At 68.2% G+C, this 26,718-nt stretch carries 22 protein-coding genes; 13 read left to right on the top strand and 9 right to left on the bottom strand.

Translation table 11 applies throughout. The features are described 5' to 3' along the window. Window positions 1-68: 68 nt before the first annotated feature. The 4 genes from ITJ49_RS08420 to ITJ49_RS08405 form a co-directional block, all read right to left on the bottom strand. A complete protein-coding gene (locus ITJ49_RS08420) occupies window positions 69-3,911 on the bottom strand; it encodes an ABC transporter ATP-binding protein (protein WP_194603900.1) in 3,843 nt (1,280 codons plus the stop codon). Continuing rightward, complete coding sequence (locus ITJ49_RS08415; RefSeq protein WP_194603898.1) at window positions 3,908-4,381, bottom strand: MarR family transcriptional regulator; 474 nt, start codon at window positions 4,379-4,381, stop codon at window positions 3,908-3,910. Before ITJ49_RS08415 ends, ITJ49_RS08420 begins: the two co-directional genes overlap by 4 nt. Window positions 4,382-4,940: 559 nt before the next feature. Continuing rightward, window positions 4,941-5,600 carry a hypothetical protein gene (locus ITJ49_RS08410; protein ID WP_194603896.1) on the bottom strand — a complete coding sequence of 220 codons (660 nt, stop codon included), beginning with the start codon at window positions 5,598-5,600 and terminating at the stop codon, window positions 4,941-4,943. A 65-nt stretch (window positions 5,601-5,665) separates the two neighbouring features. Next, window positions 5,666-6,907: a beta-ketoacyl synthase gene (locus ITJ49_RS08405; RefSeq protein ID WP_123941627.1), complete on the bottom strand. Its 1,242-nt coding sequence runs from the start codon at window positions 6,905-6,907 to the stop codon at window positions 5,666-5,668. Window positions 6,908-7,122: 215 nt separating this feature from the next. On the opposite strand from ITJ49_RS08405, the gene ITJ49_RS08400 reads away from it, so the two are divergent. After that, on the top strand, window positions 7,123-7,689 hold the full coding sequence (locus tag ITJ49_RS08400) for a hypothetical protein (protein WP_194603894.1): 567 nt from the start codon (window positions 7,123-7,125) through the stop codon (window positions 7,687-7,689). 236 nt (window positions 7,690-7,925) lie between these two features. Here ITJ49_RS08400 and ITJ49_RS08395 read toward each other — a convergent pair whose 3' ends face one another. The 3 genes from ITJ49_RS08395 to ITJ49_RS08385 form a co-directional block, all read right to left on the bottom strand. Further along, window positions 7,926-8,120 carry a hypothetical protein gene (locus tag ITJ49_RS08395; RefSeq protein ID WP_194603892.1) on the bottom strand — a complete coding sequence of 65 codons (195 nt, stop codon included), beginning with the start codon at window positions 8,118-8,120 and terminating at the stop codon, window positions 7,926-7,928. Window positions 8,121-8,408: 288 nt separating this feature from the next. Further along, complete coding sequence (locus ITJ49_RS08390; protein ID WP_194603890.1) at window positions 8,409-9,029, bottom strand: TetR/AcrR family transcriptional regulator; 621 nt, start codon at window positions 9,027-9,029, stop codon at window positions 8,409-8,411. A 218-nt stretch (window positions 9,030-9,247) separates the two neighbouring features. Further along, complete coding sequence (locus ITJ49_RS08385; protein ID WP_370544425.1) at window positions 9,248-11,287, bottom strand: protease pro-enzyme activation domain-containing protein; 2,040 nt, start codon at window positions 11,285-11,287, stop codon at window positions 9,248-9,250. A 170-nt stretch (window positions 11,288-11,457) separates the two neighbouring features. Here ITJ49_RS08385 and ITJ49_RS08380 point away from each other — a divergent pair, with 170 nt between their 5' ends. From ITJ49_RS08380 to ITJ49_RS08370, 3 genes are read left to right on the top strand one after another with little or no spacing between them, the layout of a single operon-like run. After that, a complete protein-coding gene (locus ITJ49_RS08380; protein WP_194603888.1) occupies window positions 11,458-12,708 on the top strand; it encodes a sensor histidine kinase in 1,251 nt (416 codons plus the stop codon). 1 nt (window position 12,709) lies between these two features. Beyond that, window positions 12,710-13,396 (top strand): response regulator transcription factor, encoded by a 687-nt coding sequence (locus ITJ49_RS08375; protein ID WP_228514199.1) that lies wholly within the window; start codon window positions 12,710-12,712, stop codon window positions 13,394-13,396. Further along, complete coding sequence (locus tag ITJ49_RS08370) at window positions 13,393-14,355, top strand: hypothetical protein (RefSeq protein WP_194603884.1); 963 nt, start codon at window positions 13,393-13,395, stop codon at window positions 14,353-14,355. Before ITJ49_RS08375 ends, ITJ49_RS08370 begins: the two co-directional genes overlap by 4 nt. Before the next feature lie 58 nt (window positions 14,356-14,413). Here ITJ49_RS08370 and ITJ49_RS08365 read toward each other — a convergent pair whose 3' ends face one another. Beyond that, window positions 14,414-14,701: a hypothetical protein gene (locus ITJ49_RS08365; RefSeq protein WP_194603881.1), complete on the bottom strand. Its 288-nt coding sequence runs from the start codon at window positions 14,699-14,701 to the stop codon at window positions 14,414-14,416. A gap of 350 nt (window positions 14,702-15,051) precedes the next feature. Here ITJ49_RS08365 and ITJ49_RS08360 point away from each other — a divergent pair, with 350 nt between their 5' ends. The 8 genes from ITJ49_RS08360 (at window position 15,052) to ITJ49_RS08325 (ending at window position 24,051) form a co-directional block, all read left to right on the top strand. Further along, entirely contained in the window at window positions 15,052-15,894 is an 843-nt protein-coding gene (locus tag ITJ49_RS08360) for an aldo/keto reductase (RefSeq protein ID WP_194603878.1), read from the top strand. A gap of 389 nt (window positions 15,895-16,283) precedes the next feature. Then, window positions 16,284-17,849, top strand: a complete 1,566-nt coding sequence (locus tag ITJ49_RS08355; protein WP_194603875.1) for a DHA2 family efflux MFS transporter permease subunit — start codon at window positions 16,284-16,286, stop codon at window positions 17,847-17,849. A 30-nt stretch (window positions 17,850-17,879) separates the two neighbouring features. Continuing rightward, a complete protein-coding gene (locus tag ITJ49_RS08350) occupies window positions 17,880-18,539 on the top strand; it encodes a molybdenum cofactor guanylyltransferase (RefSeq protein WP_194603872.1) in 660 nt (219 codons plus the stop codon). Between the two features lie 8 nt (window positions 18,540-18,547). After that, window positions 18,548-18,814: a DUF6457 domain-containing protein gene (locus ITJ49_RS08345; protein ID WP_194603869.1), complete on the top strand. Its 267-nt coding sequence runs from the start codon at window positions 18,548-18,550 to the stop codon at window positions 18,812-18,814. Beyond that, window positions 18,811-19,992, top strand: a complete 1,182-nt coding sequence (locus ITJ49_RS08340; RefSeq protein WP_194603866.1) for a molybdopterin molybdotransferase MoeA — start codon at window positions 18,811-18,813, stop codon at window positions 19,990-19,992. Before ITJ49_RS08345 ends, ITJ49_RS08340 begins: the two co-directional genes overlap by 4 nt. 30 nt (window positions 19,993-20,022) lie before the next feature. Continuing rightward, window positions 20,023-20,955: a formate dehydrogenase accessory sulfurtransferase FdhD gene (fdhD, locus tag ITJ49_RS08335; RefSeq protein WP_194603863.1), complete on the top strand. Its 933-nt coding sequence runs from the start codon at window positions 20,023-20,025 to the stop codon at window positions 20,953-20,955. Further along, window positions 20,952-23,258 carry an FdhF/YdeP family oxidoreductase gene (locus ITJ49_RS08330; protein ID WP_194603860.1) on the top strand — a complete coding sequence of 769 codons (2,307 nt, stop codon included), beginning with the start codon at window positions 20,952-20,954 and terminating at the stop codon, window positions 23,256-23,258. Before fdhD ends, ITJ49_RS08330 begins: the two co-directional genes overlap by 4 nt. Window positions 23,259-23,343: 85 nt before the next feature. Continuing rightward, window positions 23,344-24,051, top strand: a complete 708-nt coding sequence (locus ITJ49_RS08325) for a metal-dependent transcriptional regulator (protein WP_194603857.1) — start codon at window positions 23,344-23,346, stop codon at window positions 24,049-24,051. Between the two features lie 419 nt (window positions 24,052-24,470). Here the strand turns inward: ITJ49_RS08325 and ITJ49_RS08320 are convergent, their stop codons facing one another. After that, window positions 24,471-25,754 carry a sodium:proton exchanger gene (locus ITJ49_RS08320; RefSeq protein WP_194603855.1) on the bottom strand — a complete coding sequence of 428 codons (1,284 nt, stop codon included), beginning with the start codon at window positions 25,752-25,754 and terminating at the stop codon, window positions 24,471-24,473. Between the two features lie 331 nt (window positions 25,755-26,085). Between ITJ49_RS08320 and ITJ49_RS08315 the strand changes: the two genes are divergently transcribed. Further along, on the top strand, window positions 26,086-26,652 hold the full coding sequence (locus ITJ49_RS08315) for an NAD(P)H-dependent oxidoreductase (RefSeq protein ID WP_194603852.1): 567 nt from the start codon (window positions 26,086-26,088) through the stop codon (window positions 26,650-26,652). Window positions 26,653-26,718: the final 66 nt, after the last annotated feature.

The following is a 26,718-nucleotide window of genomic DNA, read 5'->3' as shown; positions in this document are numbered from 1 at the left end:
CCTGCGGCCGGGCCTGCACGCCTGAAAAGTGCCCCCGGCGCCGCGAACCCGCCCACGGAGCCCCGCCCCTATCGCGCCTCCACCGCCTCGTACGCCTGCCACATCGCCGCGTACCGGCCGCCGGCGGCGATGAGCTCGTCGTGCGGACCCACCTCCGCTAGGCGTCCGCCCGACAGCACCCCGATGCGATCCGCGGCCCGGGCCGTCTGCAACCGGTGCGCGATCACGATCGTCGTGCGCCCCGACGCCACCCGCTGCATGGCCCGCGTCACGTGCGCCTCCGTCAGCAGATCGAGGTTCGATGTCGCCTCGTCGAGCAGCAGCACCGCCGGGTCAACCAGCTCGGCCCGCGCCAGGGCGATCAGCTGCTTGTGGCCCGCCGCCAATGATCGTCCACGCTCGGTCAGGCGGTGGTCGTAGCCGCCGGGAAGGTCGCGCACGAACTCGTCCGCTCCGACCGCGGTCGCCGCCGCGATCACTTCGTCGCGCGTGGCGTCGACCCGGCCGAACGCGATGTTGTCGTGCACCGTTCCACTGAACAGGAACGCCTCCTGCGGCACGTAGCCGAGCTGGGTGCGGAAGGCGTGCAGGTCGAGATCGCGCAGATCGTGCCCGTCGATCGTGACGGCCCCCTCGTCGGGGTCGTAGAAGCGAGCGAGCAGCTTCATGATCGTCGACTTGCCGGCGCCCGTCTCGCCGACCAGCGCGACGGTTTCACCTGCTGCGATGTCGAGCGTGATGCCGTGGATCGCCTCGGGCGGCTTGACCCGGATCGGGCCGGTCGCCATCAGAGAACGAGGATCCGCGGGCCCCCGCCGCTCGACCACCCGCTCCGCCGCCTGCGGGTACGAGAACCGCACTCCGTCCAGCCGGAGGGCTCCCGTGAGGCGGCCCGGCGTCACGGCGGCCTCACGCTCCGGGGTCAGCGTGTCGAGTGCCATCAGGTCGCCGATGCGCGCGACCGACACACGCGTCTGCTGCCAGGCGTCGAAGACCTGCGACAGCTGCTGGATTGGCGAGAAGAACATCGTGATGTAGAGCAGGAACGCGATCAGGTCGCCGGGGGTCAATTGGCCGTCGGCGATCAGCACAGCCCCCACACCGAGCACGATCACGTCAGCGACGCCCGATAAGAACTGCACGAAGGGGAAATAGAGGGCGACCAGGCGCTGCGCGGCCATCCTCGACTCCAAGAACCTCCGCCCGAGCGCATGGAAGCGCGTGACAGTGGCGGCCTCGTGCACGAACGCCTGCGACTCACGAATGCCCGACAGGCTCTCCTGGAAGTCGGCGTTGACGATGGCGATGCGCTCGCGGGCCACGTCGTAGAGCTTCGTCGACCGCGAACGGAACACCACCGTCGCGGCGGCCAGCGGAACGACGACGCTGAGGGTAACGAGGCCGAGCTCGGCGTCGATCAGCACGAGCGCGACGCCGACGCCGACGAAGGTGACGATCGAGACCAGGGCGGAGAGCAGTCCGTTCTGAATGAGCCCTTCGAACTGATCGACGTCGGTCGTCATCCGCGTCATCACGCGACCGGCCATCTCGCGTTCGTAGAAGTCGAGAGACAGCCGCTGCAGCTGCGCGAAGATGCGCACGCGCAGGCTGAGCATGATGCGCTGCGCGGCGCGACCACTGACCAGCGTCTGGGCCATCCCGTTGGCGAGATCGGCGAGAGTCACGACGAGGAACGCGCCGGCTGCGACGAACAGCACCGTCTCGGATCCTTGCTGAACCCCCGAGTCGATCCCGGTCTTGACCAGGTACGGCCCGATCAGCCCAGCAATCGCGTCGAGAATGACGAAGACGAGCGCCAGCAGCAGCGGCTTGCGGAATTCCCGCAGCAGCGTGCCGAGCGAGAACGATCGATCTTGGAGGGTCTCGCGTTCGAGGTCGAGGGTCGGCACGTCGCGGACCGGGCCTAGGGCCTTCACCTTGGCGAGCAGCTCCGGTGTGGCCTGGCCGAACGTGTTCAAATCGGCGCCTGACGCCGCGCGAGACGCCGGTTTGGGCACGCTCGCGGCCGAGACGCCTGCGGCAGCAGTAGCGCCAGCAGCAGCAGCACCTGCCCCGGCCCCGGCCGCAACGCCAGCGAGCGCGTCGATCTCGTCGTCGTCATCCCCGAGCCCGCTGATCAAGGCTCGGTACAGCGCGCTCGACTCCTGCAGCTCGTCGTGGGTGCCCTCCGCCGCGACCCGCCCGTGCTCGAGCACGACGATCCGGTCGGCCAGATGCAGCGTCGACTCGCGGTGGGCGATCAGCAACACCGTTCGCCCGGTGAGCTCATCGCGCAGAGCGTCGTGGATTGACTGCTCGGTGGTCGCGTCGATCGCGCTGGTTGCGTCGTCGAGAATCAGAATCCGAGGATCCGCCACCACCGCCCTCGCCAACGCGATCCTCTGGCGCTGACCGCCCGAGAGGCTCAGCCCGCGCTCGCCGACGACGGTGTCGAATCCGCGCGGTAACTCGTCGATGAATCCTGCGGCGTGAGCGACCTCCGCCGCATGACGGATCTCGGCGTCGCTCGCCTCCGGCCTCCCGTAGGCGATGTTCGCCCGGATCGTGTCAGAAAACAGGAAGCTCTCTTCGAAGACCATGCCGATCGACGATCGCAGTGACGCCAGTGAGACGGTGCGGACGTCGTAGCCGTCGACGCTCACGGCGCCGGACTCGGGATCATGGAACCGAGCGACGAGCGACGCCACCGTCGACTTGCCGCTGCCACTCGGGCCGACGAGCGCGACGCGTTCGCCGGCACGGAGGTGCAGCGAGAAGTCGTCGAGGGCGGGGCGCCCGGACTGGTACGAGAACGTGACACCGCTGAAGGCGATGTCGCCGGTGACGGGGGTGAGGTCTGTCGGATCCTCGGGGTCGGTGATCGTCGGCTCGCGGTCGAGGAGCTGGAAGATGCGCTCGATGCCCACCTGCGCCTGCTGGCCGATCGCCAGCACTCCGGCGAGCTGCCTCGCGGGTGCCATGAGCGCGGCGATGTACGAGGTGAAGGCGAGGAACGTGCCGATCGTCAGCTGGCCCTGAAGGGCGAGCCAGCCGCCGAGCGCCAGGATCGCGACCTGGGCGAGCGTCGGAATCGCCTCGAGCACCGGCTGGAACCGGGACTGTATGCGCACCGACCGCATCTGCGCCCCGTAGACACCCGTCGCGACGCGCGACATCGTCTCGACCTCGTGCTTCTCGCGACCGAACGCCTTGACGACCCGCACCCCGCCGACCGCCTCGTCGACGATTTGGGCGACTTCGCCCTCGCGCTGCTGGGCGTCCCAGGTGGCGGGGAGCACCTTGGCGCGCATGCGGTAGCCGACGATCACGAGCGCCGGAAGCATCACCAGGCTGATCACGGCCAGCAGCGGCGACAGCGTGAACATCACGACGAGCGACAGCACCATCAACATGACGTTGCCGCTCATGATCGGCAGCATCATCAGGAGGCTCTGCACGAGGGCAGCGTCTCCATTGGCGCGGCTGACGAGCTGACCCGTCGACATGCGGTCGAGCGAGGCCTGGTCAAGACGCTGCAGGTGATCGTGCATATCGTTGCGCAGGTCGTTCTGCACCTCGAGTGCGACCTTGCCACCCCGATAGCGCCGCAGATACGTGAAGAAGAACGTTGCGAGCGCGAGCGCGAGCATCAGCGCGAGCCACGGGCCGAGCGGCGAGGTCTTCTCGACGATGACGTCGTCGACGATCTCGCGGGCGACGAGAGGCACCAGCACCTGGCAGAGGCTTCCGAGCACAGCGGCTGCCAGCGAGATGACGAGGCTCCTGCGGTGACGGAGGAGGTAACGCCAGAGACGGTGGATCCAGCCCTCCGGGGGCTGGGTGGTTGCGGCGGGCGGGGTCGTCGGGGCGCTTGAGTTGGCCGGGGCGCTTGAGTTCGCTGGGGTGCTCACGCGTTCTCTTTCGTGCGTCGCTCTTCGATGGCCAGATCGACGGCGTCGCCCAGGGAGGCCAGGGCGGCAATTAGGGCTTCGGGTGCGTCGGCCCGGTCGGCCAGCAGTTCGAGCTGGCGCGCCATCCGCCCCTCCATCCGCTCGAACACATCGCGGCCGTCGTCGGTCAGCGCCAGCGAGCTCGCGCGGGCGTCGCCCACCACGGCGTCTCTGCGGATCAGGCCCCGCCGGTGCAGCGAGTCGACCGTTGCGCTGATCGCGGGTTTGCCGATCTCGAGGCGTTGCGACAGGCGGGACGCACGCTCCTCACCGCCGTCGATCGTGGCGAGCACGCGGTAGTCGGCGAAGCTGAGGTCGTCGCTTGCGCGCTCCACGATGCGGGAGGCCCGGGCCAGAGCGCGAACGGCCCGGACGAGATCGGTGGGCGCGCCCGGGGTGGAGGCTGCGGGGGAGGTCGTGGGGGGAAGCACGCGCTCACTCTACGCCGATGGTTCGAGTGGCGAACTATCTAGGTGTGGGTGGGATGGGGCGCTGAGCGCTCATCAGGAGATGGGGTGCGTTGCCGCGGCGCTTGGGCGTGATTGCGGCGTGGGGGGCCCTGCATTCCTGTTCTGTGCATGGGTACGGGCGGCGCGGGTGGGGCGCATGCGGGTGCGTCACGGGCGCGGTGCGCGTGCGGTGGGCTAGCCATGCTCGCGAATCAGGAGACGTGGCGCGGTACTGCGGGAGATTGGCGTGAATGCGGCCTGGAGTGCCCTGCATTCCTGTTCTGTGCACGGGTACGGGCGGCGCGGGTGGGGTGCATGCGGGTGCGGGTGCGGGTGAGGGCGCATGCGGGTGCGGCAGGTGCGAGTTCAGGGCAGTGGTGGCCTTGCGGCGCTCGCGAATCAGGAGATGGGCGCGTTGCCGCGGCGGATCGGCGTCTGCGCGGCGCGGCGAGGCCTGCATTCCTGTTTTGCGAGCGCAGACGAGCGCAGCCACCACCCACGACGCCACCACCCACGACACCACCCCTCACGACACAACCCCTCACGCGACGAGGCGTGCCACCGTCTTCACGATGACGACACCCAGCAGTGCGAACCCCGTGAACGCCTGGACACCCGTCAGGATCCGCGCCCGAAGCGTCCGCGACCTCGGCCCGGAGGCGGTGACGGCGAATGCCGTCCGCAGCGACAGCACGAGGTAGTCGCCGAAAGAAGGGGCCCACGACGGGTCGATGTAGCGTCCCGGCCCGGTGAAGTCGAAGTCGGCGGTGGGCAGCTCCTCGATCGGGCGATACCGCCGAACGAACGGCCCGCCGCGGTCAACCAACCAGAAGACGAGCGCGAAAGCCAAGATCTGAGCGACACCGACCTGGGCTGCGGCGATCAGGAGACGGATGAGCCCCGAGGATCCCGGCTCACCGAACACGATCATGACGTCGACGCCGGCTCCGACGTTTGCCGACACCAGCAGCGCCGCGATGATCTGGGCCACGACGCCTGACCACCGCGCCGGGCGTTCGATCTGCATCCAGTGCGCGATCGCGACCGACAGTGTGCCGACCACGAGCAGCCCGGCGATCGGCAGGCGGTGATCCACAGGGAACGTCTCGGGCACGGCCAGGTAGAGGAGCACCGCGACGCCGAGGGCCACCAGGGGCGGAGCCGTCGGCTCCGCTGGGGATCGGCGTCGATTGGGGCTCACGACGAGTCAGTGTAGGTGGCGGACGGCGTCGGGCTCGGGAAGCCGCCCCGCCCGAGCGGTGCCCGTCAGGGGGCGGGAACGAAGACGAGGCTGCCGTTGTGGCCGCCGAACCCGAAGCTGTTCGAGAGGACGGGCCCCGGCTGCCACGGTCGAGCCTCGACGGGGATGTCAAGGTCGATCTCGGGATCCTGGTGCTCGAGGTTCGCTGTCGGGGGGATGGTCTTCGTGGCGATCGTCAGCGCGACGGCGACCGCCTCGACGGCGCCCGCGGCTCCGAACGAGTGGCCCGTCACGCCTTTGATGCTTGTGACGACGGGTCGGGTGGTGCCGAAGACGCGGCTGACGGCCTCGCTTTCGGCCTTGTCGTTGAGACCGGTCGACGTGCCGTGGGCGTTGATGTGCGCGACCTGCTCGGGCGCGATGCCGGCGTCGTCGAGGGCGAGGCGCATGGTGCGCTCGGCGCCGGTGCCGCCGGGTGCGGGAGCGGTCACGTGATACGCGTCGGCGGTCGATGCGGCACCGTCGATCGTCATGTAGATGCGGGCACCGCGCGCGACGGCGTCGTCGTAGGGCTCGAGGACGAGCATGCCGGCCGCCTCCGACGCGGCAAGCCCGTCGCGATCGCGGTCGAAGGGGCGCGCGATTCCGGTCTTTGAGAGGGCGCGCATGTTGGCGAACCCGGCGATGCAGACGGGAGTGAGGCTGGAGTCGGACCCGCCGGCGACGACGAGGTCGGCGGTGCCCTGGGCGATCATCCGCGCTCCGGCCGCGATGCCGTCGGTGCCGGCGGCGCAGGCGGTCGTGATGGTCGTGGCGACACCGCGAAGGCCGTAGCGGATGCTGATGGCACCGGCCGGCGCATTCGGCATGACCATCGGTACGGTGTGCGGCGAGACGAGACGCTCGCCTTTCTTGTCGAGGAGCAGAATCTGCTCGGCCAGCGTCTGAACGCCGCCCATGCCGGTGCCCAGAGAGACGGCGGCCCGATCGTGATCGATGGTGTCGATGAGCTCAGCAGTGTCGGTGGTGGAGGGATTCGACGCCTCCGGGTCGACCTTGACGAGGCCGGCATCGCGGAGGGCCTCATCGGCCGCGACGACCGCCATGCGCGTGACGATGTCGGAGTTCTTCGCGTTTTTGTGACTCATGAGACGGCGGGCATCGAGCTCCGTCTCGTCGACGCGACGCACGGCCAACGGAGCCACCGGTTCGAACAGGCTCTTCCAGAACGCATCGACGCCGATGCCGCCGGGGGTGACGACACCGATTCCGGTAACGGCGACTCTTCGATTCTGGACCGGCTTCATGCGTGTGGCTCTCCTTCACTGGTGACTGCGATCTCGTCGGGTCGCTCACTATTCAACACGGTCGGCCTCCGTCGCCGAGAGCGGAGTCGTCCAAGATTCGGCGCAGGGATTTGTATCGTCGGCGAGTGGTCAGGTGCCCTCGAAGCGCGATGACAGGCCCTGGGGGTGCAAGATGTTTCTATGCACGTGTCACTCTCCGGTCTGCGAACCCGCTGATGGTCGCCTCGTTCGTCAAAGCGGTCGGCGCCCTCGTCGTCGGGGCACCCGTCGCGGTGCTGCTGGGGCTGACGGCCCGATCGGTCGCAAAACAGGAAGACGCCGCCGTGCCGGTGGTCGTCGCCTCCGAATCGCCGATCGTGATCACCGTGTTCAGCAACTGGCTCGACAAGCGCAGCCATGAGCACCTCGCGCCGACCTCCTTCAAACCCGGCTACTCGGCCTACGACCTCCGCGTCGAGAACCGCAGCGGCCAGCCCGTCAGGGGAGTGCACGTCGAACTCGTCGAGACGGACGGCTCCGTGATCGGAGCTTCCAAGATCGGCGAAGTCGCAGCGAAGGGCAGCTCCGTGTTCACCGCGAGCAAGCCCTGGAAGCGCGCCCTCGACGCCGATCGCTCGCAGCCCACCCCGACCCTGCGCGCCGTCGTGACCTGGCGCGGGCCGAGTGGCCGCCTCCGCGCCGCCCTGCCTCTTCCCATGCGTCGCGTGCTCGGTGAGAAGCCCGCCGACATCCGCCGCCGCCACCGCGAGAAGGCGATCATTACCGGGCATGTGATGAGCTGATTTCTGCCTCACCGTGCTCGGCATGGCAGTTCCAGCGGGCCTCAGGCATTGTTCTATTGCCACATCAGGCTGCGCCTCTGCCTCACCGTGCTCGGCATGGCAGTTCCAGCGGGCCTCAGGCGTTGTTCTATTGCCTCGCCCGGCTGCGCCTCTGCCTCGCCGGGCTCGGCATAAGGGTTCCAGGGGGCCTCAGGCGTTGTTCTATTGCCACATCAGGCTGCGCCGCCGAGGGACGGCTACTTCCGGCGCAGCGAGGCCAACCAGGTCAAGCTCAGAATGAGGATTACAGCGACCCCGACCAGCCACGGCGCCGCAGCACCGGTCAGCAGATCTATGGCCGCGCCTGCCGCCAAGACGCCGGCCGCGACGATGGCGAGAGCGATCGGGACGATGAACGCCGGCCGACGAGAACGTCTCCGTGAATCTGACACATGCTCATTGTGGCGGGGTCACAGGAGTGTCGGTAGACGGCAGAAGAGAGGACATGCGGCGCGGTCGGGCGGGTGCTAGCGCCAGGCTGAGGATCCGAGGTGGGCGGGGTGGGAGGGCGCCGGTTCCTGCGCCGTGGAGGCCCCGCGGGAGCGCGGCGCTGAGGTTCGCGCGTCAGGAACCCTGCTTTGAATCGTCCCAAGGGTGGCCAGGTCTCGTGAGGTCGCGAGCACATTTCCTGACTCATGAGCACCAGGCGACACCGACGGGCCAAGCCTCACCCGCACATGTCAGCGCAGGCGCGCCCCAAGAGACCGGATCAGCTCGACGGCCCTGACCCGCACGACGTCGGCGGGCTCGGGCGCACCGTTGTCGACCCACTCGTGGATCGCCGAGCGCACCGCTCCGCTGCAGGTCGTAAGCAGCACTTCCGCCTCTGCCCGCGATACGGCAGCACCCGCACTGCCCATCTCGAGAATGGTCGTGGTCGCGTTGACGAGCCCGTCGATCATTCGCGTCATCTGGATCATGTGCCTCGAGAACAGCTGCGGGTACCGCCGAAGCACCTCAAGGCGCTGATCGTGCAAGGCCTGCCCCTGGATCGACGGTCGAATCAGACCGATCAACAGCATCACGGTCGACTCGATCGGGTCGGCTCCGTCGGTGGCGCGGACGTGCTCGGCGATGTCGTCGGGGGTGAGTTCGGCATCGTGGATGCCGAGGATCGCGTCCTCTTTGGTGTCGAAGTAGTTGAAGAATGTGCGCGACGACACGTCGGCCAATGCGCTGATCTCGTCGACGGTCGCTCGTTCTAGCCCGTTACGGAGCACGAGGTCGACGGCAGCCGTCTCGAGTCGGCGTCGCGTCTCTTCACGTTTGCGATCGCGCAGGCCCGGTTTCACCGAAATCATGCCCACCATCTTGCCGTGTCTGCATTTTTTCGCAACTGAAAGACTGCAGTCGTGCAGACGAGCCGGGAACGGCTTCAGGATCCGGCGCCCACCCCGCTCGGAACAGCGTCGGGCGCGGTGCGAGCCCTGCGCGCGGCCCGCGCCCACCGAGCAGCCGTCGGCCAGTGCCTACCGAGCAGCCGCCGACCCGCGCCCACCGAGCAGCCGTCGGCCAGTGCCTACCGGGCAGCCGCTGTCGGCGCAAACGCCGCAGCCGACGCGACGTTCAGCTCGCCGAGCCCGGTGACCGCGTCGTAGCCCGTGCGCGTGACGAGGCTCGTGTCTTTGTCGAGGGTGACGGCGTAGGTGGCGTTCCAGCTGGAGTAGGCGAGGGTCGTGGCCCGGCCGCGCGGGGCGATGTCGCGGAAGGCCGCGGGCGTCGTCTTCGCAACCGAGTAGAGCGTCGGGTTGGCGAAGCCGATCTGCGCGCCTGTCCGCTGCTGGATAACCGCCATCTGCGCCGCGACGAGGGGAGCTGCCAACGAGGTGCCGCCCGAGACGCCCATGTCGAACGCGCCGGTCGAGAGGGTCCGCTCGTTCGTGATCGAGCGGTAGCCGATCAGGAACCCGGTGAAAGGATCCGCGAGCGCGGCCACGTCGGGCGAGGTGCGCTGGCCGTGCGCCACCGACGACGGGACGCTCGACGCCTGGTAGCTCGGCTGGGTGAACGACGCGATCCGGCTCGGGCCGCCGCCGGCTCCACCGACGAAGAGCGTGCCGGGCAGCTTCTTCTTGTAGTAGAGGGTGCCGTTCTTCTTCGAGACGGCGTTCAACCGGTTGCCCCAGCCGACGGAGAAGATGCGCGAGCTCGTCTTCGACAGGCCGATGCTGGTGCCGCCCACGGCGGTGACCCAGGGTGAGGAGGCCGGGAAGTCGGGGGCGGTGTAGGTGAGGTTCGCCTTCTCGTCTCCGTCGTCACCCGACGAGAAGTAGAGGCCGATGCCCTGGCCCGCGGCCTGCAGCTGCAGGTTCACCTCGCCGTTGATGTAGGCGGTCGATCCTGCACCGGTGGGCTCGCCGACGTTGCCGTAGCTGTTGCTCACGATGGTCGCGAGGCCGCGGTCGAGCACCTTCGACAGTGCGAGGTCGAGGCCGCCGGCGCAGTTGAAACCGCCCGCGTAGGCGATGTTCGCCTTCGGTGCCAGCGCATGGACCGCCAGGACGTCGAGCGTTTGCTCGCCCTGCCAGCCGCTCGGCAGCCCGCACGCGGTCTTGTCGCTGAACGAGGCCTTCGGAGCCGAGTAGTCGGTGTACTGGCCGGAGGTGAAGGCCGCCTCGCCCGTCTTCTTCGCGTAGCTGGCGACGTCGGTCTTGATGGTCGGCGAGGCGTAGGCGTCGATGATCGCGACGGTCTGGCCCGCGCCGTCGGAGGAGCCGGTGCCGTAGGCCCTGCGGATCTGCTTCGGCGAATAGCCGCAGTTCGCAGTGGCGACGCCGGTCTTGCCGTAGGTCGTCGGGAACTTCACGTAGCGCTGCCCGATGTAGGAGGAGCAGGGGGTCGTGACGGTAACCGCTTTGGGCGTCGCGAGGGTCTCGCGGAGCGACGACAGGGTCTCGGTCGGGGCGATCCCGGTGCCGGTTTTGGTGCCGGCGCCCGTTTCGGTGCCGGCGGCGCCCGTGCGGTTGACGCTCGAGGGTCGGGTGCGCAGGCGCCCCTGATCGAGGCTGAGTCCGGCGATGCCGCTCGCCTCGGGGGCGCTGAGCGTCGGGGTGGTCGAGGGGGCGAGCAGGTTGACGCCATCCACCCGGTAGGTCGCCAAAGTCGTGTTGAAGGCCTTGTTGATCGCGGTGACCGATCCGCGGAACACGATGTACTGCCGGCTCTTCGGCGATCCCGTGATCGTCAGCTTCTTCGCCTTGAGGGCCTTCACCTTCGCGTCGAAGACGGTCTGCGTGGGCGCGTAGCTGTCGATCCACTGCTGCGGAGTGACGTACTGGCGGTACGAAGGGCTCCGAGGATCCGAGACTGCCGCGGCCAGCGCCTTCGCCCCGGCCCGGTCGCGGAGTGCGAGGTAGAGCTGCCCCTCGACGATGGTGGTCTTCGACGCGGTGCCGGCGAGGTTCGCCTTCTTCGCCCAGGTCGGCACGGCCGACGAGAACGGCACGGACGTGGCGGCCGAAGCCGAGCCGGCGAGACCGAGACCGGCGACAGTCGCGACGGCCGCGGTGATGGCGACGGCGGTGCGGAATGCGCGATGCCGCGACGAGTTGGTGATCACAGACGGGTCCTTCCCCCAGAACAGGCGGAGCGGAGCCCCGAGGTCAATCTAGGGGCAGTCCGGGCGAACCACACGACCCCCGCTCGGGGAAGAGGGCGCGCTCTCCTCCCCGTGGATGAAAAAGGCGCCGCCGGGCGGTGGGGCACGCCGTGCGGCTCTACCGTCGAACAATGCAGACACCCAGCCGCGTTCTCGGACGCACGACGACTCGGATCCTCGTGGTCGTCCGGCAGCTCGTCGCGCCGCTCGCGGGAGCGCTCTTCTTCGTCCTGTGGTTCGTGGCGGAGTACAACCGCCACGGCGACCACCCGTCGCCCGAGCTCTTCGCCCTCCTCGCCGTCGTGATCGCGCTATCGGTGTGGATGCCGGTCGTCGCGATGGGGTTTGCCGTCGTGGTCGGCGTGCTCCAACTGGTGGGCCTCGTCGCCGCGCCGAATGAGAACACCTGGCCCGCCGAAGCTGCCGTCGCCTTCGCGGTCTTCTTCATCGCCGTGTTTCACCGGGGCCTGACGCGCTCGCTGGCGCTGCCGGCGCTCGCCGTCTGCAGCATTCTGTTCGGAGTGGTCACGGGCGTGCCGACCGATGCGCGACCGTCGGCCTGGGGATCGTGGACGGGCTCGACCGGTCATCCCCGGCAAGACGCCCTGCTGCTCGCGCTCGGTGGTTTCGGGGTCGGGGTGGCGGCCTGGCTGCTCGGGGTGCTGGCGGCGTGGATCCTCAGCCTGGTCGGGCGCGACGTCGAGCGCACCGGCGACGAGCTCGATCGCATCGACGTCGAGCTGCGGCTGTCGGAGGATCGGGCTCGCATCTCGCGCGACGTACACGACGCCTTGGCGCACTCGCTCGCCGTGATCGTGTCTCAGGCGCAGGGTGCTGCCGCCCTCAGTGCCACACGGCCCGCCGTCGCGGGGGAGGCGCTCGCGACCGTCACCGACGTCGCACGGACGGCTCTCGTCGACGTGCGCAGCCTCGTCGAGCGGATCACGGGCGACGACGACACCACCGCACCCCGGGTCTCCCTCGACGACGTGCCCGCGCTGGTCGAGTCGACGCGTCAGGTGGGCATGGGTATCACCCTCGCGGAGACCGGCGATGCGGCCGCGCCGCTGACCGAGGCGCAGGAGGTGGCGGTCTACCGCATCGTGCAGGAGAGCCTGACGAATGCCCTCAAGCACGCAGGATCCGACGCGGCCGTGCGGGTAGACGTGGCGCGCGACGACACCGGGCTCCGCCTCGAGGTCGAGTCGTCCGGTGCCGGCCCCCTCGTGGCGTCCACGGGTCGCGGGATCGGCATCGCCGGGATGACGGAGCGCGCCCGCCTCGCCGGCGGCTGGCTGAGCGCGGTGCGCGAATCAGGAACCGGGTCGTTTGTCGTCACGGCCTTCGTGCCCGCGGCGCGCGGGGGAGAGCAGAATGCCTGAGTTGCGCACAAGCCCCCCGTCCACACGAGTGCTCGTCGTCGACGATCAACGTCTCTTCTCGTCGGGAATGGCGATGCTGCTGGAGGCCCAGCCCGACCTGGTCTGCGTGGGCACCGCCGCGGACGGACGCGAAGCCGTCGAGGCCGTCCGGCGTGAGCGGCCCGACGTGGTGCTCATGGACCTGCGGATGCCCGTGCTCGGTGGCATCGATGCGACGCGCCGGATCCTTGAAGAGGCCCCTGTCGACGGCCCGCCCCAGATCATCGCGCTGACCACCATCCGCCGCGACGAGGCCGTCTTCGCCGCGCTCGCCGCGGGGGCCTACGCGTTCCTGACGAAGGACGCCGCGCCGGAGGTCGTCCTCGGCACCATCCGGGCGGCTGCCGTCGGGGCGCCCGCCCCCACCGACGACGAAGCGGTCGAGATCGTGCGCCAGTTCGCTGCAGCGCGCGGCGTCCACGAGTCGTTCGATCCGCTCCGCGAGCTCACCGCCCGCGAGACGGAGATCTTTCACCTCGTCGCACGGGGTCTCAGCAACCTCGAGATCGCTGCGCACCAGTTCGTCAGCGAGGCGACCGTTAAATCGCACGTGCGGTCGGTGCTCGCGAAGCTCGGCCTTCGAGGACGCATTCAGGTCGTCGTCTTCGCCTACGAACACGCCCTCGTGCAGAACGGAATGACCCCGTGAAGAATCCTCTCCGACTGTTCGGCGACCAGTGGATCGCCAAAACTGTCGTGCTCGCGGTCGTCCTGGCCGGCACAGCGGGCATCGCCGTCCGCAATCTGCCCGAGCCGGCAGATCAGACCCTTCCTGCACTCGCCTCGCCCGACGTGGCGAACTGGACCATGCCGCTCGATCGGTACATCGAGGTCAACGACTTCTCGCACAACTATGCCGAGTTGCTGCTCACCTCCGAGTGCATGGCGAAGCGCGGGGTGGACTGGTCGATTCCCTGGCAGGATCCCTCCAGCCTCGCTGCGCAATTCGCCGGACCCGAAGCAGACGTGTTCCGGCCCACCGACGCGACTGCTGCCGCGTCGCGCGCCTACCGGGCCGTGCGGTCGGATGGCTACTCGGCCTATCTCTGGTCGGAGTTCTTCTCCGGCGCAGGATCCCGCCTCTCCGACAGCGAATCGACCGTCGAGAGCGAGTGCCTGTCGAAGATCCGCCGCACAGTGCTGCCCTCCGCCGAGTCCGATGGCCGGGCGCAAGCCGCCTCGGATTTGGCCATCAGGCTCGGCACCGAGGCGTACAGGGGCGCGATTCAGGATCCAGAAGTGGTTGCCACCCTGCCCGCCTGGCGGTCGTGTCTCGCTGCCGCCGGTGTGCCGACGAGAACCGTCGAGCGGCTCCCGCCGGCCACCGACGGCGTGATCACCGCCGCCCTCCGCCGGGTGTTCGGCCCAGACGAGACCGGCGCCGTCATCACCACGCGCGAGACGCGAACCGCCACGGCCGACGTCGCGTGCCAGACGTCGTCGGGCTACCGGACTGCGCTCTACGCCGCCGAGACCGCGCGGCAGCGGAAGGTGACGGCCTCGGATCTCGCTGTCCTCCGGGCGGCACCGGTTGATCAGCGAGAGGTGCAGCACGAGGTCGACCGGATCGTTCGCGAGCACCTGCCGAAGGAGCCGGCGCACTGGTGACCAGACGGCGCCCACCCCGAGGGGTGAGCGCCGTCTGTGTGAGGTTGCGTCGAGCTGCTTATGCGGCGAACGACAGTTCGCGCAGCTGCACGTCGTGCGCCTGCACGATCGTGCGGCTGGGCTCGTCGCGCCAGGCACGGCCGGGAACAACCCAGCCCTCGGCGCCGGTCGCCGACACCTGAGCACCGGGCGTGACGTGCATGCCGAGCTCGGTGCGGGGAAGGCGGACGAGGAACTCGCGGGCGAAGCCGTCGACGACGACGAACTCCACGAGGTTGTCGTGAGTGAGGGAGGGGGCCGTGGTGACGGTCCCGTCGATTCGGATGAGTGTGATGGTGCTGTTCACGATGCGTTCTTTCGATGCTGGGTGGCGACGTGCCCTCGCGTGCCGAGCCAGCGGATCCTGGTGAAGAATCGGGCCCGGGGAGGGTGGTGTCGCACACGCCGAGTGTCGGCGTGCTGGTGACTTCGCGCTTCGACTTCGCAAGAAGACGACTTCATAGGTCGGTGACTTGCTGTGCCTGTCGCGAGGACGGGGTGGATTCGGTGGAATGCGTCTCGGGAGAGGCGGTACGAATCAGTGGGTGCGAGCGAGATAGATAGTCTCGACTCAGAACACCGACGGCAACGATACCAGGGGTACACCTGCTAATCAAATCTGGAATGCCACCAAAGCGGGGGGTGTTCGATAGAGGCATGACTGACGAAACAGTTCCCACGATCACCCTGAACAACGGCAACACGATCCCGCAGCTCGGGTTCGGCGTGTACCAGATCGACCCCGCCGAGACGAAAGAGGCCACGCTCAAGGCGCTCGAGGTCGGCTACCGTCACATCGACACTGCCGAGATGTACGGCAACGAGAAAGAGGTCGGCGAGGCGGTCGCCGCGTCGGGCATCGCTCGAGAAGACATCTTCGTCACCTCCAAGCTGAACAACGGCTTCCACGACCACGACGACGCCCTCAAGGCCTTCGACGGAACTCTGGAGGCGCTCGGCTTCGACTACATCGACCTGTTCCTCATTCACTGGCCCCTGCCCAAGGTGGGCGACTACGTCGAGACCTGGAAGGCGCTCGAAGAGATCTATGCCTCGGGTCGCGCCCGTGCCATCGGTGTCTCGAACTTCCAGGAGCACCACCTGCGTCGCCTTGCGCAGGAGGCCACTGTGACCCCGGCCGTCAACCAGATCGAGGTGCACCCGTTCCTCACGCAGGAGCCCCTGCGAGCCTTCGGCGCCGAGCACGGCATCGCCACCGAGGCCTGGTCGCCCATCGCCCAGGGCAAGGTGCTCGACGACGAGACCATCGTCCGCATCGCCGAGCGCGTGGGCAAGTCGCCCGCGCAGGTGACCCTCCGCTGGCACATCCAGCGCGGCGACATCGTCTTCCCGAAGTCGGTGACCGCCTCGCGCGTCAAGGAGAACTTCGAGCTGTTCGACTTCGAGCTGACCGACGGCGACATGACCGACATCTCCATGCGCAACAAAGACGAGCGCACCGGCCCCAACCCGGACGAGTTCAACTACATCCCCAGCTAGTCACTCCATCTAGCTCGAACGCCCCGTCGACTTCGGTCGGCGGGGCGTTCTCGTGTGTGCGGGGCGTGTTCGTCCGGTCCGACAGAACCAAGGATCCGACGGCTCGGCTGACCGGGCCGGCTCACGTCTCCGTGCGCTCTGATACCCGGGCGGGCGGCTGCGACGCCGCTTTCGCTCTTCAGGAAAGAGAGCTCGCGGACGCCGTGGGCACTGGGCAGTGGAGCCCGCCCGCGCCTGGAATCCTGATGCGCGAACCGCTTCTCGCCTCGGGCCTTCAGAATGTCGGCGGCAGGGGGAATACTGACCAAACCACCACGTTCGATCCTTGACGCGTTCAGCGCCACGCGTCTCTCTCCCCCCTCTTCACCGCGCCCGCCACGATCACTGGAATGCTCTTGACGAACGACACTGTCTCCACGCCGGCCGCCTCGCGCGGCACCTCACCTGGCGCCCCCTCCGCCGGTGCCACCACACCTGCCGGGGGCACTGCGCCCGCCGGAGGCGCCTCTTCCGCCCCTGCCGACGACAGCGCCCGCAACCGCCTCGTCATCGGGCTGCTCATCGTCTCTGCCTTCGTGGTCATCCTCAACGAGACGATCATGAGCGTCGCCCTGCCGACCCTGATCATCGACCTGAAGGTCACGGCCGCGACCGCCCAGTGGCTCACGACCGGCTTCCTCCTCACGATGGCCGTAGTCATCCCGGTGACAGGTTTCCTGCTTCAGAGATTCCACACCAGGCAGGTCTTCCTGCTGGCGATGTCCCTGTTCAGCGTCGGCACCCTCATCGCGGCGATCGCGCCCGGGTTCTCCGTGCTGCTGATCGCCCGCGTCGTCCAGGCGAGTGGCACCGCGATCATGCTGCCGCTGCTCATGACCACGGCCATGACCCTGGTTGCGCCCGCAGCTCGCGGTCGCACCATGGGCAACATCTCGATCGTCATCTCGGTTGCGCCGGCCATCGGCCCGACTATCTCCGGCATCATTCTCAGCGCGCTCAGCTGGCGCTTCATGTTCATCATCGTGCTGCCGATCGCGGTCGCCGCCTTGATCCTCGGTGCCGTCAAGATGAAGAACGTCACCGTTCCTCGCAAGGTGCCCCTCGACGTCCTCTCGGTAATACTGTCGGCCTTCGCTTTCGCCGGTCTGCTCTACGGTCTCGCGGGCGTCGGTGAAGCGGCTTCCGGTTCGCCGCAGCCGGTTCCTCCGCTCGTGCCCGTCGTCGTCGGCGTCGTAGCTCTCGCTCTGTTCATCCTTCGTCAGACGCGTCTCGCACGCGTATCGTCGCCCCTTCTCGACCTGCGCACGTTCCTGACGCGAAACTTCTCGATTTCCATCGCGATGATCGCCGTCTCGAGCATCGCGCTGTTCGGCACGCTCATCATCCTGCCCATCTACATGCAGTCGGTCCTCGGCCTCACGACGCTCACGACCGGCCTGCTGCTGCTGCCGGGCGGGCTCATCATGGGTGTCCTCTCGCCCTTCGTCGGTCGTTTCTACGATCGATTCGGTCCGTCGACCCTGCTCATCGTCGGCTCGATCCTGGTCAGCGGAGCGCTCTGGACGATGGCGATGTTCTTGCACGCGGGCACTCCGGCGTTCATGATCCCGGTCACGCACGTGATCTTGAGCATCGGGCTGGCCATGACGTTCACGCCGCTGTTCTCGTCGTCGCTCGGCTCGCTCAAGCCCGAGCTCTACTCGCACGGGAGCGCGATCCTGAATACCGTTCAGCAGGTGATGGCCGGCGTCGGCACAGCTCTTTTCGTCACCCTGCTCTCGACAGGAGCCGCCTCCAAGATCGCCTCGGGTGCGAGCGAGGTCGACGCCACCGCGGCCGGAGTCCAGATGGCGTTCCTCGCCGGGGCATTCGTGTCGCTGCTGGCCATCGTCGCGAGCTTCTTCGTGCGCAAGCCGCCGGTGGTCGAGGGCGCTCCGACACCGATGGCGCACTGACGCCACTCCTCAGGGGCTAGCGTCGCCCGTATGGAATTTACGTTCGACGCTGTGATTCTCGCGGGCGGTCGGGCTTCCCGTCTCGGCGGCATCGACAAGACGGCGCTCGTTGTCGATGGCTCGACATTGCTCGAACGTGCCGTCCAGGCCGCTGCGGGGGCGGAGCAAATCGTCGTCGTCAGCGCGCGACCCGGGCAGGTCGCGCAATCGGGCGTTCTCTCCGTCAGGGAAGAGCCACCATTTTCCGGCCCGGCAGCTGGCCTCGCCGCGGGGCTCGCTGCCCTGTCGCTTGATCCGCACGGCTCCTCGTTGCGGTCGTCGACGTGGGTGCTGGTTCTCGCGGCTGACGTTCCAAGGGCCGTGGAAGCCGTGGTCACTCTTCGCGAAGGGGTTGTCGAACGATCCGGGCAGGACGACCCGGACGGATATGCGGCGGTCGACGATTCCGGTCACAGGCAGCCACTGCTCGCGCTGTACCGGACAGGCAGCCTCCGCGCTGTGGTTCGTGAGCACGAGGCCGCGGGTGATCTCGACGGGCTCTCGCTGCGGCGGCTCCTCGGCCCTCTCCGGGTCGTGGACGTGCCCGTGGCGACAGCCCTGAGCGCTGACGTGGACTCACCGGACGACGCGCGGCGACTCGGTGTCAACCCTGTGGAAAACGCCGACGGCGATCTCGGGTGGGCTGATTGACTAGCTCCATGACCGACCACGACGTTCTCACCACCTGGGTCGCGAGGCTCTCCAAAGCCCTCCGGCTCCCCGCCGACTTTGAGCTCGATCTCGACGAGGTGCTCGACCTCGCTCGCGATGCGGCCCACGGCGTCGCGCGGCCTGCCGCCCCGGTGACGACGTTCCTCGTGGGTTATGCGGCCGGGCTGCAGGGCGGGGGCGCCACCGACGTGACCACCGCGGTCGGCGTCGCCACCCAGCTCGCGACCGACGAGGCCGGCACCGCCTCGCGATGAGTCAGACGCTTCCCGGCTGGCTCGCTGCCCGTGCACTGGCCTACGAGGCCGGTGCCGGTCAGCCGATGCGCGTCGAAACCATCTCCCTGGCTACTGCCGTCGGCCGCACCTTGGCAGACGATCTCTTCGCTCCGACCGACGTTCCCGCGCACGACGGCTCGGCCATGGACGGCTGGGCCGTCTCCGGAGACGGGCCGTGGGCGATAGGAGCACCCATCGTGGCGGGCGACGTGCCCGCAGGAGTTCCTCTGGTGCGGGGCGCGGCTCGGCCGGTGACGACGGGAGCCCCGGTTCCCGTCGGGGCCACTCGGGTCGTTCGAGCCGAAGACGGAGAGGTCGACAGTGGCGGCCGACTCGTGCTCCGCGCCACGCTTGGGGGCGGTGCACCGCGACGACGCCACATCCGGCCGGCGGGGGAGGAGGTCCGGGCGGGCGAGCTCCTGTTCACGGCCGGAACGATCCTCTCGCCGCCCCGCGCGGCACTCGCCGCCGCCGCCGGGGTCGACAGCGTCGAGGTGGCGGAGGCGCCCGTGGTCGCCGTGCGAGTGCTGGGCGACGAGATCGTGGGGTCGGGGTCACCCCGGGCAGGGCAGGTGCGCGATGTCTTCACTCACGTGTTTCCGGGGATCCTTCGCTCGGTCGGGGCTGATCCTCGAAGCGCCGAACGCGTTCCCGACGACCTCTCGTCGACGGTCGCGGCATTGGATGTCGAGGCGAAGCTCGTTGTGACGACGGGCGGCACTGCGGCGGGCAGCACAGATCACATTCGTGCCGCCCTGAGTGCACTCGGCGCCGAGTTCGTCATCGATCGCACAGCCATGCGGCCGGGGCACCCGGTTCTGCTGGCGAAGCAGGCCGACCGCCTCTACCTCTGTCTTCCCGGTAACCCCATGGCAGCGATGGTCTGCCTCGTGAGTCTCGGGCTCCCTCTCGTCGCGAGCCTCCTCGGGCGGCCGCTGCCGGCAACCGGTCGAGTCGCAACCGGGGTCGACATCGACAACAACCGCGACGACGACCTCGTTCTCGCCTACGCGATGGGGGAGGGCGGGGCTGTGCCGGCCTCTCAGCAGTCATCCGCCATGCTGCGGGGTCTGACCGAATCCGAGGGGCTCATGGTGGCCCCTCCGGGCGGTTCTCGACGCGGAGACATGCTCGACACCGTGCGACTGCCCTGGTGATCCTCTCCTTCGAATGATAGGCCTGCACTTATGAACCGCATCACGTCACGTGCCCCGGTCACTCGGGTGACCGTCGGCAAGGCCCCGACGCTGACCATCGACACACTTGCCGTCGAAGAGCCGCTCGAGATTCGCGTCGGCGGTACCGCTCTCGCCATCACGATGCGGACTCCCGGCAACGACTTCGATCTGGCGGCCGGATTCCTGGTCTCCGAGGGGGTCATCGCGCGAGGCGACGAGTTCATGCGGGCCATGTACTGCGCCGGCGCGACCGACGAGGGGCTCAACACCTACAACGTGCTCGACGTGATCCTGGCTCCGGGAGTCGCGCCACCCGATCCGAGTCTCCAGCGAGCCTTCTACACCACCAGCTCCTGCGGGCTCTGCGGCAAAGCCTCTATCGATGCCGTGCGGACGAGCTCCCAGCATGCTGTCGAACACGACGAACTCGTCGTCGATCCTGCCGTTCTCGCGACGTTCCCCGACGCCCTGAGAGAGGCGCAGGCCGTGTTCGAGAAGACCGGTGGGCTGCACGCGGCCGCGCTCTTCGACGGCGCCACCGGCGAGATGCTCGTGATCCGCGAAGACGTCGGGCGGCACAACGCCGTCGACAAGGTGGTCGGCTGGGCAGTGAAAGAAGACCGCCTGCCGCTCACCGGCACCGTGCTCATGGTGTCGGGTCGGGCTAGCTTCGAGCTGACCCAGAAGGCGTCCATGGCGGGGATCCCCGTGATGGCCGCTGTGTCGGCTCCCTCCTCGCTTGCCATCGACCTGGCGACGGAGCTCGGTGTCACGATCGTCGGGTTTCTGCGGGGGCAGAGCATGGTCGTGTACTCGCGCCCGGATCGGATCCTGGGCGCTGTTCCCTCCCCGTCGGCCCCCGAGCCCTCGCCTGACGGGCGGGCCACACTGCAACTCACGAACGAACTGACGATCTCCGAGAAGACTGCGAGCGCGCGATGACCGAAAAGCCTCCCGTCCACGATGTGAACGACGACGACCTCACCGTGGGGCCGCCCCGCGAGTGGGCGGCCGGTGTGCCGGGCGTCTTGCATTCGATGGAGCCCGCGATCAAGCAGCTCGGCCTCGCCCGCACCGTCAAGCTGATGACGTCGTTGAATCAGAAAGACGGCTTCGACTGCATGAGCTGCGCATGGCCCGACCCGGATCACCGCAAGGTCGCGGAGTTCTGCGAGAACGGCGCCAAGGCGGTCACCTGGGAGGCCAACCCGGTGCTCGTGCCACGCACGTTCTGGGCCGAGCACCCGATCAGCGACCTCCTCGATAAGAGCGAGTACTGGCTGGGCATGCAGGGGCGCCTCACCGAACCGGTCTACAAGCGAGAGGGCTCTGAGTTCTACGAGCCGGTCACGTGGGAGCGCGCGTTCGAGATCATCGGGTCGAAGCTCAACTCGCTCGACTCTCCCGACGAAGCGTCTTTCTACACGTCTGGCCGCACCTCCAACGAGGCGGCGTTCATTTACCAGCTCTTCGTGCGTGCTTTCGGCACGAACAACCTGCCCGACTGCTCGAACATGTGTCACGAATCGACCGGTATGGCGATGTCCGAGACCGTCGGCATCGGCAAGTCGACGATCGCGTACGACGACTTCGAGAACACCGACCTCATCATCGTGATGGGGCAGAACCCGGGCACGAACCACCCGCGGATGCTGACCGCCCTCGAAGACGCAAAGAAGAACGGCGCCAAGATCGTCGCGGTCAACCCTCTGCCCGAGGCCGGCCTGCGTCGATACAAGAACCCCCAGCGTGTTCGCGGCGTCGTCGGGCACGGCACCGAGATCGCCGACCAGTTTCTGCAGATTCGCCTGGGGGGCGACATGGCGTTGCTCCAGGCCGTGTCGAAAAGGGTGCTCGCGGCCGAAGACGCTGCACCGGGCACCGTGCTCGACCACGCCTTCCTCGAGGAGCACTGCGCGGGGCTCGCGGAGTTCCGCGCGCACGTCGCCGAGATCGACGACGACGAGGTGCTGCTGGCGACGGGTTTGAGCACGGCCGAGATCGACGAACTCGCCGAGCGCTACATCTCGGCCGATCGGGTCATCATCACCTGGGCGATGGGTATCACCCAGCACCGCAAAGCCGTCGACACGATCAAAGAGATCATCAACCTGCTCCTGCTGCGGGGCAACATGGGCAAGCCCGGAGCGGGTGCGTCGCCGATCCGAGGTCACAGCAACGTGCAGGGTGACCGCACGATGGGCATCTGGGAGCAGATGTCCGACACCTTCCTCGACGCTGTGCAGCAGGAGTTTCACTTCGACCCGCCGCGCAAGCACGGGGTCGACGCGCTCAAAGGCATCAAGGCGATGCAGAAGGGCGACATCAAATTCTGGATGGGCATGGGCGGCAACCTCGTCGCCGCCATCTCCGACACGCAGGCCGCTGAGAAGGCATTCCGCGGCACCGAGATGACCGTGCAGGTCTCGACGAAGCTCAACCGATCGCACGCGGTCGTCGGGGCGGAGGCACTTATCCTGCCCACGATGGGGCGGACCGAGATCGACATTCAGAAGGCCGGTCCGCAGTTCGTCTCGGTCGAAGACACGGTCTGCTCGGTTCACGGCAGCCACGGGCAGGTGCCTCCGGTCGCACCGGGCCTCCTCTCCGAGATCGCCATCGTCGCTCGGCTCGCGAAAGCGACGCTCGGCGACAGCGTTCCCGTCGACTGGACGGCAATGGAAGACGACTACGACGTCATCCGCGATCACATCAGCCGGGTCGTCCCCGGGTTCGACGATTACAGCGCGCGGGCCGGAAGCCGCGAGGGGTTCGTTCTGCCGAACGGGCCGCGCGACTCCCGCACCTTCGATACCGCGACGGGCAAGGCCATGATCACGGTCAACGACCTCGAGCACGTCGAACGGCCCGAGGGGCGACTCCTTCTGCAGACCCTGCGCTCTCACGACCAGTACAACACCACCATCTACAGCCTCAACGATCGCTACCGCGGCATCAAGAAGGGTCGCGAGGTGGTCTTCATCAATCCCGACGACCTCGACGAACTCGGTCTCGTCGACGGGCAGTCGGTCGACGTCTTCACCGACTGGACTGACGACGTCGAGCGCGCCCTGCGGGGTTATCGCGTGGTGTCGTATCCGACGGCGAAGGGATGCGCCGCCGCCTACTTCCCCGAGGCGAATTTGCTCGTGCCCCTCGACAGCGCATCGATCGCCAGCAATACGCCCGTGTCGAAGGCCGTGCTGGTGAGAGTCGTGCCGGCTGCGGTTCCGGCGGTGGTGTGAGCGGCGGTAGTTGTTTCGGCGGTGACGGCGCCGGTGTGGTCGGCGGCAGGTGATGGGTGCGGTGTCGGGCCAATACCCTGGGAGCATGAGCACACCGACCGCCGGCACCATGACGGAGGACTACGTCAAGGTCATCTGGAAGGCCCACGAGTGGTCCGGTAAAGGGCTCACGACAAACGAGCTCGCTTCGACTTTGGGTGTCGTCGCGTCAAGTGTCTCCGGCAACCTGAAGAAACTCGCCCGCGAGGGGTACCTCGAGTACGAGCCCTACGGTCGCGCCACGCTCAGCCCGACCGGCCGTGCTCTGGCCATTCAGGTGGTCCGGCGTCACCGGCTCATCGAGACCTACCTCGTAGAACATCACGGCTACGGCTGGGACGAAGTGCACGACGAAGCCGAGATCCTGGAGCACGCCGTCTCGGATCGCCTCCTCGCCAAGATCGACGCCGAGCTCGGTTTTCCTGACCACGACCCCCACGGCGATCCGATTCCTCGCGCTGACGGAACAATCACCCACCCGCGCGGTCGGCGCCTGACCGAAATCGGCGACGGATCGTGTGCGGGGGTCGTGCGCGTCAGCGACCACGATCCTGCACTGCTGCGCTTTCTCGGAGGGCTCGCCATCACGGTCGGGTCGCACGTCCGCCTCGCAGAGCGGCACGCTTTCGCCGGGAGTCTCGGGCTCGAGATCCTCCAGGCGGGCGACCTGACCGTCGTCGCGACGACCGAGCTCGCGACCGTCGCGGCCGAGGCGATCTGGGTGACGAGCGAGGCCGAGGGGCACGCGCACTAGCCAGCGCTCTCGCGAGGTGGCTTGATCGACGGGTGCGCGGCGGTGGGGCGCAGTTTCGGCCATCTCGCGAGCGGCGCGGGGTGCACGGCGCCGAGCCTGGTGGCGTCGGGGCCCGCGGGAGCGCGGTGCTCGGGTGCCCGCGAGTCAGGAACCCTGATTCGTTCCGTCGTCGATGCACCCGGCTCAGGAAAACCAGGGGGACCTCAGCGCGATCGGCTCAGCGCGGCACTCCCGCGGGCCCTGGCGTCTGCCCTCGCAGCGCCCTGCCCACCGTGCGGGCATCAGGAAGTCTGCATCCGCTCGGCCGCGTAGCGGGGTGAGCGCTGCCGGGCGCGCCTGCATGCCTAAAATGCGCACCCGCACCCGCAGCCGCACCGTGCACTGCGAGCCCGGCGTCCTGCAACCCCGAGCCCGCGCTGCTAGCGCGCCGAACCCGCCAGCTCCCGCTCGCCCGGGCCCGCCGCGATCGACGACTGCCGCCGGAACGGCGCCGTGATCGTCGGCAGGATGTCGCGCCGCTGCAGCCACAGCGCCACGAGCGCGACCGCGATGTGCACGGCGCTCAGCACGTAGCGCCCGGTCTCGCCGGTGACGACGAACTGCAGGGCGAACAGGGCGACCAGCGCGATGGCGGCCCACCGGTGGAAGCGCAGCGCGACGATGATCGCGACCCCCATCACGGTCTGAGACGCGGTCAGGACGAACTCCTCGACCTGGCGCCCGTCGAGGGGGAGGTCGGTGCCGCCGCCACCCAGGAGGTGGGCGATGGGGAGCGATCCGACGAGGAGGGTCCACTGGTTGATCTTCGAGGCGATCAGCGTTCCGATGGCGGCGGCACCCTGGCCGCGCAGGGCGAACAGCACCGCGACGATGAACTCCGGCGCCTCGGTGGCCAACGGTGCGAGCCACTGCACGAGGAAGTAGCTGTCGATGCCGAGCGACGATCCCGACTGCACGAGGGCATCGGCGAAGGGTTCCGCCGACGAGAGGATCACGGCCGCCGCGACGACGAACATCGCCACGAACGTGATCTTGCGAAGGCGCGCGGGCAGGCCTGCGATGTGCGCTGCCGTTCCGACGAACTCGTCGTCGTCGTCATCGTTCGCGGCGTTGCCGGCCCGCCACAGGTAGGCGGCGAAGATGGCGATCAGGATGATGCCGAACCACAGGGCGATCTGACCGGTAAGGGGGATCACGAACGCGATGACGGCCACGATCGCGAGCACACCGACATCGAGACGCGAGGATCCCGGCAGGTCGAGTGCCCGGGGAACCGCGCGGCCGGATGCTCCTCGAGCCGCGGCGGCGCGGCGGGCGATGAAGAGCGCGACGAATACGACGAGCGGCCAACCGAAGCCGAGGAGCAGACGGTTCGAGCCGGTCATGTTCGCGGCGGCGAACTGCTCGTAGGCCGGATCGGAGCCGGATCGGAACGCGTAGTACAGGTCGACGGCGTATTCGGGCAGCACGGCGATGAGAGCGAGGATCGCAATGGCGAGCGCCCCCGAGATGTCTTTCTGCGCGGCCTCGGCAGCCCAGGCGAGCAAGAACGACGCCGCGACGACGGCGGCCCCGAACACGACCAGATCGACGACGGGGTTCGGCGCGAAACCGGTGATGCGGAACACCACGGCGGGCACGGCGATGGCGAGGCAGAGCAGGATCCGACGCACCAGTGGCGCAGGAAGAGAACGAGTGATCATGGCGGGCTTTCGGTCGCGGCCGAGCGCTTCCGGGCAGGGAGGAGCTTCGGCCTGAATGGCCGAAGGTCTCGTTCGCCTCGCTCAGCCGCCGGGAGCGGCTGTCACGAGGAGGTACGCCGGGCTGGTCGTCGTGACCGCCAGTATGTCGACGCACCGTTGGAGGAACTACTCCCCTTCGATTCGTCCACCCTGGCATGGGGTGTCGCCGTCGCACCAGCTTTTCGGATCGCCGAAATCGACATCACGCGTCGGCTAATTCGTGACCGCGGGAATACGAGCGCGGTCAGCCGAATTGGGCGGTTTGTATCTGTTTGCCACCAAAGGAGAAAACATGTCCGATTCCTCGATCCTCGTCCTCGTGGGCAGCCTCCGCGCTGCCAGCACCAACCGCCAGCTCGCCGAAGCGGCCGCCCAGGTCGCTCCCGAGGGCGTCACGCTGACGATCCACGAGGGCCTCGGCCACATCCCCTTCTACAACGAAGACATCGACGTCGAGGGTGCCGTGCCGGAGGGAGCCGCCAAGCTGCGCGCGGCCATCGGTGCGTCGGACGGGATCCTCGTGGTCACCCCCGAGCACAACGGCACCATCCCGGCCAGCCTGAAGAACGCCATCGACTGGGCGTCGCGCCCCTACGGCGAGTCGAACCTCGTGGGCAAGCCCACGGCAGTGATCGGCTCCGCGTTCGGCCAGTTCGGCGGAGTGTGGGCGCAGGACGAGACCCGCAAGGCCTTCGGCATCACCGGTGCCAAGGTGCTCGACGACGTCAAGCTCGCGATCCCCGGCTCGGTCGTCCGCTTCGCTGAGACGCACCCGAAGGACGACGCCGAGGTCGTCGGCCAGCTGAGCGACGTCGTTGAGAAGCTCGTCGCCGCTACCTCCGAGGCCGCAGCTGCTTAGAGCTGCGCTTGTAGCGCAGTTCGAACGCTGAACCCCCGCGGGGCGGCGTGCGTGGTGGTTCCCCGA

The sequence above is a fragment of the Frondihabitans sp. VKM Ac-2883 genome, assembly GCF_015350875.1.
Lineage (GTDB): Bacteria > Actinomycetota > Actinomycetes > Actinomycetales > Microbacteriaceae > Frondihabitans.
The sequence above is the reverse complement of the archived record's forward strand: the minus strand, read 5'-3'. Positions and strand labels throughout refer to the sequence as shown.